Origin of the sequence: Nocardia ignorata NBRC 108230 (assembly GCF_001612905.1) — a bacterium.
GTDB classification, from domain to species: domain Bacteria; phylum Actinomycetota; class Actinomycetes; order Mycobacteriales; family Mycobacteriaceae; genus Nocardia; species Nocardia ignorata.
Map to the genome: position 1 here is coordinate 321,316 of NZ_BDBI01000002.1, position 7,161 is coordinate 328,476.

At 67.8% G+C, this 7,161-nt stretch carries 6 protein-coding genes; 5 read left to right on the forward strand and 1 reads right to left on the reverse strand.

The genetic code is table 11. The features are described from left to right. Nucleotides 1-16: 16 nt before the first annotated feature. On the reverse strand, nucleotides 17-655 hold the full coding sequence (mftR2, locus tag NI2_RS02000; protein ID WP_067485219.1) for a mycofactocin system transcriptional regulator MftR2: 639 nt from the start codon (nucleotides 653-655) through the stop codon (nucleotides 17-19). Between the two features lie 163 nt (nucleotides 656-818). On the opposite strand from mftR2, the gene mftA reads away from it, so the two are divergent. The 5 genes from mftA to NI2_RS02025 all read left to right on the forward strand — a co-directional run bounded on the left by mftA (nucleotide 819) and on the right by NI2_RS02025 (nucleotide 6,822). Continuing rightward, a complete protein-coding gene (gene mftA / locus NI2_RS02005) occupies nucleotides 819-923 on the forward strand; it encodes a mycofactocin precursor MftA (RefSeq protein WP_067485222.1) in 105 nt (34 codons plus the stop codon). A 2-nt stretch (nucleotides 924-925) separates the two neighbouring features. Continuing rightward, nucleotides 926-2,416 carry a mycofactocin radical SAM maturase gene (gene mftC, locus NI2_RS02010; RefSeq protein WP_084457342.1) on the forward strand — a complete coding sequence of 497 codons (1,491 nt, stop codon included), beginning with the start codon at nucleotides 926-928 and terminating at the stop codon, nucleotides 2,414-2,416. Nucleotides 2,417-2,558: 142 nt separating this feature from the next. After that, nucleotides 2,559-3,956 carry a mycofactocin biosynthesis glycosyltransferase MftF gene (gene mftF, locus NI2_RS02015; RefSeq protein ID WP_067485225.1) on the forward strand — a complete coding sequence of 466 codons (1,398 nt, stop codon included), beginning with the start codon at nucleotides 2,559-2,561 and terminating at the stop codon, nucleotides 3,954-3,956. Between the two features lie 10 nt (nucleotides 3,957-3,966). Continuing rightward, a complete protein-coding gene (mftG, locus tag NI2_RS02020; RefSeq protein ID WP_067485884.1) occupies nucleotides 3,967-5,346 on the forward strand; it encodes a mycofactocin dehydrogenase MftG in 1,380 nt (459 codons plus the stop codon). Nucleotides 5,347-5,451: 105 nt separating this feature from the next. Then, nucleotides 5,452-6,822 (forward strand): GAF domain-containing protein, encoded by a 1,371-nt coding sequence (locus tag NI2_RS02025; RefSeq protein WP_067485228.1) that lies wholly within the window; start codon nucleotides 5,452-5,454, stop codon nucleotides 6,820-6,822. The last annotated feature ends 339 nt before the right edge of the window (nucleotides 6,823-7,161 follow it).

The window sequence follows — 7,161 nt, forward strand, 5'->3', positions numbered from 1 at the left end:
AGAACGTGTTTCAGTTTCATGCTAAGTCCGGACGCGCCTGCAGGGCAAGCTGCGCCTCGAGCCCGGCCACGAGCACCTCCATCCCGAAGTCGTAGGAGTACTTGCCGCGCAGGTCGGACATGTACTTCGTGGCACGGGCCACCGCTTCGGGCAGCAGCACGTCCGCGGGGGCGGAGCGGTCGCGCGGATTCACCCTGCTGCGGCCGAACAGGTAGGTGTGAATGGTCGCGTAGGCGGCCAGCACGTTGCGATCGGAGAATCCCGCGTCGAACAGGATCTCCATCACCGCTTCGATCAGGTCGAGCTGCTTGCCGAGCATCTGCTCGAGCAGGATGTCGCCCAGGCCGGGATGCCTGCGCAGTTTATCGTCTATCTGATCGATCAGATCGCGCAGGCGTACCTGCCACGGGCCGGACTCGCGCGGCGGCTTGCGCACGCCGACCAGCGCCGCGCTGGCGACCAGGTCGAGGAGTTCGCGCTTGTCGGCGACGTAGTAGTAGGGCGCCATCGGCGACACCCCGAGCTCACGCGAGAGCCTGCGCATGGACAGCTTCTCCACGCCGTCCTCGCGTACTACGCGCAGCGCCGCCTCGACGATCTCCGCTTCCGAGAGTGTCGAATTCGCGCCGCTGCCGACCCCACCGTGGTTACGCAAGCCTCTGCCTCACCTCTACTGCCGCTGGGCTCTCGGGCCCCTTCCGTCCTGCTCCCGGAAGTCTAGATGTCGTGGCCCGTCCAGTGAGTTTTTCCGAATCCCCCCTTTATGGCAGTGACTGACGTTAAAGTCGCGAGTGACCGTCAACACATGGGAGGTAGTCATGGCCGAGAACCCGGCACCCGCGAGCGAGGACACCGGCGAGGACCTGATCGCCGAGACGCTGATCGAAGAGGTCAGCATCGACGGCATGTGCGGCGTGTACTGACCATGGCGGCAGGCGTGCTCGATCTCGATGCCCGATGGGCGCTGCATCCCCGGGTCTCCTTGCGTCCGGAGTCCTTCGGTGCGCTGCTGTACCACTTCGGCACCCGCAAGCTCTCGTTCCTCAAGAGCCGCGAGCTGGTCGACGTGGTCCGGTCGCTGCCCGCACACCATTCCGTGCGGGAAGCGCTGCATGCCAAGGGCTTCAGTGCTTCGACGGCATATGTCGAGGCGCTCGACCAGTTGGCCCGCACCGACATGATCGTGCCCGCGCCGGGTCCGGTCACGCCGGTGGAACCGAGCCCGCCTGCCCCGGTCGGCGCCCCACAGGGCGGACGGCTGATCGACCGTTTCGAATCCGGTCTGGCCGCGCCGATCTGTCTCACCTGGGAGCTGACGTACGCGTGCAACCTGTCGTGCGTGCACTGCTTGTCGTCGTCGGGTCGCCGCGACCCGAACGAGCTGAGCACCGAGCAGTGCAAGGCGCTGATCGACGAGTTCGAACGCATGCAGATCTTCTACGTCAACATCGGTGGCGGTGAGCCGACCGTGCGCCCGGACTTCTGGGAACTCGTCGACTACGCCACCGCCCATCACGTGGGGGTCAAGTTCTCCACCAACGGGGTCCGGATCAACCAGCAGGTCGCCGCTCGGCTGGCCGCCAGCGACTACGTCGACGTGCAGATCTCCCTCGACGGCGCCACCGCCGAGGTCAATGACGCCGTGCGTGGTCCCGGCTCCTACGACACCGCCATCAAGGCGTTGTCGAACCTGGCCGACGCGGGCTTCCGTGACGCCAAGCTGTCGGTGGTCGCGACCCGCCACAACATCGCCCAGCTCGACGAATTCAAGGCCATCGCCGACCGGTACGGCGCCACACTGCGCCTGACCCGCCTGCGCCCGTCGGGCCGCGGCGCCGACGTGTGGGACGAGCTGCACCCGCTGCCCGAACAGCAGCGCGAGCTCTACGACTGGCTCGTGCGCAACGGCGAGGGCGTGCTCACCGGCGACTCCTTCTTCCACCTGTCTGCCTTCGGTTCGGCCCTGCCCGGCCTGAACATGTGCGGTGCGGGCCGGGTGGTCTGCCTGGTCGACCCCGTCGGCGACGTCTACGCCTGCCCGTTCGCCATCCACGACCGGTTCAAGGCCGGAAACATCCTCACCGACGGTGGTTTCGACGGTGTGTGGACCAATGCCGAACTGTTCGCCGAACTGCGCGAGCCGGTCGACGGCGGCGCCTGCACCAAGTGCAGCCACTACGACGCCTGCCGTGGCGGGTGCATGGCCGCCAAATTCTTCACCGGTCTGCCCGCCAACGGACCCGACCCGGAGTGTGTGCAGGGGTACGGGGAGGCGGCGTTGTCGGCACCGGGCCGCGTCGTTCCGCGCCCGGCGGTGGACCACTCGCGGCCGGTGCGCGCCCGCACCCGGGTGTCGCTGCCGCTGACCGTGCGTCAGCCACCGGCCAAGGCGTGCAACGAGAGTCCGCTCGGGTAGTCGCGTCGCGGTTGCCAGCGGTGCGCTGCCGATCTTGCTCGACACGTCATCCAATCGGTCGGAGCGGCATTTCGAGCGGAGTTTCTTCCTTTTTTCTGGGGTGATGATGTTTGGCGGGCCAAGTGCGAATAGCATGCGAGGAATGCGCCATGATCGTCTGCCCGACGGCTTCGGGGTACGGATCGATCCACGGGTACGCGCATTTTCCGGGGGTCGGATCCTGATCGGCGGATCGCCCGCACGGATGCTGCGCCTGGCACCCGAGGCCGCCGAATTGATCGGCGACGGGTACCTCGAGGTCACCGATACCAAGTCCGCGATCGTCGCCCGCAGACTCCTCGATTCCGGGGTCGCCAACCCGCGACCCCGGCTGCTGCCCTCACCCGACGACGTCACGGTCGTCGTCCCGCTCTACAACAACGCCGACGGACTCGTGCGGCTGCTCGGCTCGCTGCGCGGTCACAATGTGATTGTCGTCGACGACGGTTCCGACGAACCGGTGCGCATCCCGCCCCGGCCGGGGCGCGGGCAGGTGACGGTGCTGCGTCACGAGCGCCCACTCGGCCCGGCAGCCGCCCGAAATGCCGGGTTGCGGGCGGCGTCAACGGGTTTCGTCGCGTTCCTCGACTCCGATGTGGTGCCGCGCAGCGGCTGGCTCGAGGTGATGCTCGGGCATTTCAGCGATCCGCAGGTGGCGCTGGTCGCGCCGCGCATCGTCGCCCTGGATTCGGAGTCCAACGCGCTGGCCCGCTACGAACACACCCGCTCCTCGCTGGATCTGGGCAGGCGCGAGGCCGCGGTGCACGCACGCGGCATCGTGTCCTACGTGCCGAGCGCGGCACTGCTCGCCCGGCGCGCGGCACTGCTCGGCGAGGGCGGGTTCGACGAATCCATGCAGGTGGCCGAGGATGTCGACCTGTGCTGGCGGCTCGAGCGGGCAGGCTGGCGGCTGCGCTACGAGCCGGCCGCCCACGTCGCCCACGACCACCGGGTCGAGTTCCGGGCCTGGTTCACGCGAAAGCTGTTCTACGGCACGGGCGCCGCGCCGCTCGGCAAGCGGCACGGGGAGATGGTCTCGCCGCTGAGCGTGCCGAAGTGGACGGTGCTCGCCGCGATCCTGTTCGCCACCCTGTCGAAATGGGGGCTGCTCGGCGGACTGGTCACCCTGGCGACGGCGCTGGTCCGGATGCGTCGGGTGTTCGCCGAACTCGACAACTCCACCCGGATCGCGGCGGTGTATCTGGCGCGCGGATTCTTCGCCGGGCTCTGGCGATTGGCCTCGGCGATGTGTCGTGACTATTGGCCGGTGACGCTGCTGGCGGTGCTCGCGTCGAGGCGGATCAGGAAGATCGCGGTCACCATGGCACTGGCCGACGGACTGGCCGATTGGTTCACCCACCGCGATTCCGGTGGCCTCGATCCGCTGCGCTATGTGGCCTACAAGCGACTCGACGATGTCGCCTACGGCACCGGGCTGTGGCTCGGCGTCATCCGGGCACGCAGCTTCGAGGCGCTGAAGCCGCACGTTCCGCCGAACTGAGTTGTCCGCGTTGCCGAACACGCTGGTGGTCGGGGCCGGTTCGGCGGGGTGTGTGCTCGCGGCTCGGCTCAGTGACGACCCGGCCCACACGGTGCTGGTGCTCGAGGCCGGCCAGGTGTGGCCCGGAACGGCCGACATTCCCGTCGAACTGCTCGACCCCGGCCATCTCCCGGTCGGGCCGGAGTCGGCGGTGCTCTGGCGCTACGCGGGAAACCTGGTGCGTGGCAAGCTGATCGGCGGTTCCGGGGCGATCAACGGCAGTTATTTCATCCGGCCGCCCGCCGTGAGCTTCACGGACTGGAACAGCGAGCGATGGACCTTCGACACGCTGCTGCCGTTCTTCCGGGGCCTGGAGAACGACCTGGATCACGGCACCGACCCCGGCCACGGCACCGACGGTCCGATCCCGGTTGTCCGGGCCACCGATCCCACTCCGTTCAGCGCCGAATTCGCCGAACGATGCGCGGCAGCCGGATTACGCGAGGTCGCCGACCTCAACGCACTCGACGCACCGGAAGGCTTCGGGCGGGTACCGCTCGCGATCTCGGGAAACCGGCGCGCCGGACCGGGCATCACCCATCTCTATCCGGTCCTCGACCGGCCCAACCTCACCGTCGTCGGGGAAACGACGGTGACGCGCCTGGTCATGAACGGCAGCCGGGCGGTCGGTGTGGAATGGGTGCGCGGCCACGAACACGGACGCACCGACGCCGACCGGATCGTGCTCTGCGCGGGCGCCGTGGAATCGGCCGCGCTGCTGCTGCGCTCGGGCATCGGACCCGAGCGGCAACTGCGTGCACTCGGCATTCCGGTGGTCCGGCCCGCCCCCGTCGGGGCGTGGTGCACCGACCACCCCGAGATCGGTGTCGAGTTCCCCGGCCCCGAACCGGCCGCGTCCACCGTCGCCCTCGAATACGTGCTCGAAAACGACGACCTCGAATTCCGCCCGTACACACCTGTGTTCTCACCTGGTCTGCGCAGGCTCGGGGTGGCGCACATGCGGCCGACCGGCGCCGCCGAACTGACGTTGCGTTCGGCCGACCCCACCGTGCCGGCCCATATCGATCAGAGCAGGCTGCTCACCGCGGCGGACCGGGCAAACCTGCGCGCGGGCGTCGAGCTGGCGTGCGAACTGTTCGACCTGAGGTTCGGCCCCGTCGACGACCACTGGCTACGTGCCAATAGTGGGACGTCCCAGCATCTGTCCGGTACCTGCCGGATGGGTCCGGCGAATGATGAGCAATCGGTCGTCGACGAGCTCGGTCGCGTGCACGGAATCGAAGGATTGAGTATTGCCGACCTTTCGGTCGTCCCGGTGCCGCTGACGCGGGGTCCGCAGGCCACGGTAGTGACGCTCGCCGCAGCCATAGCGGCGTGCTACGCGGTGTGACGGAGTGACATCTGCTAGCACAATGTGACCTGCGGGACAAACCCGCACTTCTGGCGTTTGGCCCGATAACTGCCCGGTACAGTTTGTAGCGGGAAAGAAAGGCAAATGGTCAGCAATCTTGCAGGTGGGCGGCCCCCACGGCAGGCTACGGAGGCGGGCGCGCAGCTCGGTGCTCTGGAAGCCTATGCCGCACAGGCCCATGGTTTTCTCAGTGCCGGTGGTGAACAGCTGACCCAGCTGGCCGGTCTGTTGCGTCCGCTCGTTCTCGAGTCCTGGTTACGCAGCGTACGCGGTGGGATCGATCCCACCGATATGGTCGACGGCCGCGGGCTGCGCGGCGCCGACCTGGTGCGGTATCGCGATGCCCACCCTATCGCCGCCCTCATGCCGTTGATCGACAAACTGCTGGTCCAGGACGCGGCGCGGGCGGGGCTCATCGTCACCGTCGCCGACCAGTTCGGGCGGGTGCTCTGCGTGCACGGTCATCCCGACCAGGTCGCCGCGGCCGCCGAGATCGGTCTGCGCGAAGGCGACGACCTCAGCGAACGGCGCATCGGCACCAATGCCGTCGGCCTCGTCGTGCGCACCGGCCGGGCCACCTGGATCCACGGGCCCGAGCACTTCCTGCACCGCATGCACCAGATCACCGGTGCGGCGGCACCCGTGCACGAGCCGGACGGCAGGCTCGTCGGGGTACTGATGATTGCCGGCGGGATGCGGGTGGCCAAGCCGGAAATCCTCGCTCTGGTCAAGGCCGCCGCCACCGCCGCCGAGATGGATCTGGTGCTGCGAGCCATGCGGGCGGGCCGAGGCGAAACCGGCTCGGTGCGCGGAAGCGACCCGGCGGCCGAACCCGAACAGGCCAGGCTGGCGCTCGATGTGCTCGGGCTCGGGCAACCGCACTTGAGCGTGGCGGGGGAGCGGGTACCGCTGTCGCAACGTCATGCCGAGATCCTGCTGTTGCTCACCGAGCATCCCGAGGGTCTGGGTTCGGATCATCTCGCGCTGCTGCTCGACGACACCGATCTGGACAACGGCACGATCCGCGCCGCCATGTCCCGGTTGCGCGCGGTGGTCGGCGCGACGGTGGTCGCCTCGCGCCCATACCGTTTGCAGGTACATGTCGCAACCGATGTGGAGGCGCTGCGGGCCGCGCTGGATTCCGGTGATATCGAATCCGCATTGCGGTTGTACGCCGGTCCGGTGTTGCCGCGGTCCTCGGCGCCGGGCATCTGCGACCTCCGCGACGAGTTGCGGGTGCGGTTGCGTACCGCTGTGCTCGCCTCGGCCGACCCGGCCGTGCTGCGCCGGTGGACCGCGTGTCAGGAAGGGCGCGACGATGCCGCAGCCTGGGCCGCCTATCGGGCGACCGTCGATCGCGATTCACCCCTGTATGCGCAGATCGAAGCCAAGATTCGGGTGCTCGATCGGCGCCTCGGTGCCGATGCAACGCAGATGCAACGTTTCGGCTCCTAGTCTCCGGTTCTGAAAGTGTGCTAGCTCACATATCTGTAGCCGATGTGTTGGAGCGCACACTCATGGCCAGGTCGTGCCCACCTCCGGAAACCGACTGGACGCCCGTCTGACTTTTTTATCGGAATAAGTTCCTTTTTATTAACTGAACGCCTAGTGTCGGCACTGCATGGACAGGCGCCATGTGATGTAGGCGACATTGGAGGAACGATCAACAGCTAGACCAACCGCGGCCGACGATCTGTCCGCCGCCGCAGGCGGTCCGAGGAGGATCGCCGCTCTCGTCCACATGATCTGTCGGGGATCTGCGCGGATGTGGCGTTGTGCCCATCGCGCTCTTGG

Bases quoted from the DNA above. Each gene is read 5' to 3' on its own strand.
- mftA (WP_067485222.1), top strand. From the start codon at position 819: ATGGCCGAGAACCCGGCACCCGCGAGCGAGGACACCGGCGAGGACCTG.
- mftC (WP_084457342.1), top strand. From the start codon at position 926: ATGGCGGCAGGCGTGCTCGATCTCGATGCCCGATGGGCGCTGCATCCC.
- mftF (WP_067485225.1), top strand. From the start codon at position 2,559: ATGCGCCATGATCGTCTGCCCGACGGCTTCGGGGTACGGATCGATCCA.
- NI2_RS02025 (WP_067485228.1), top strand. From the start codon at position 5,452: ATGGTCAGCAATCTTGCAGGTGGGCGGCCCCCACGGCAGGCTACGGAG.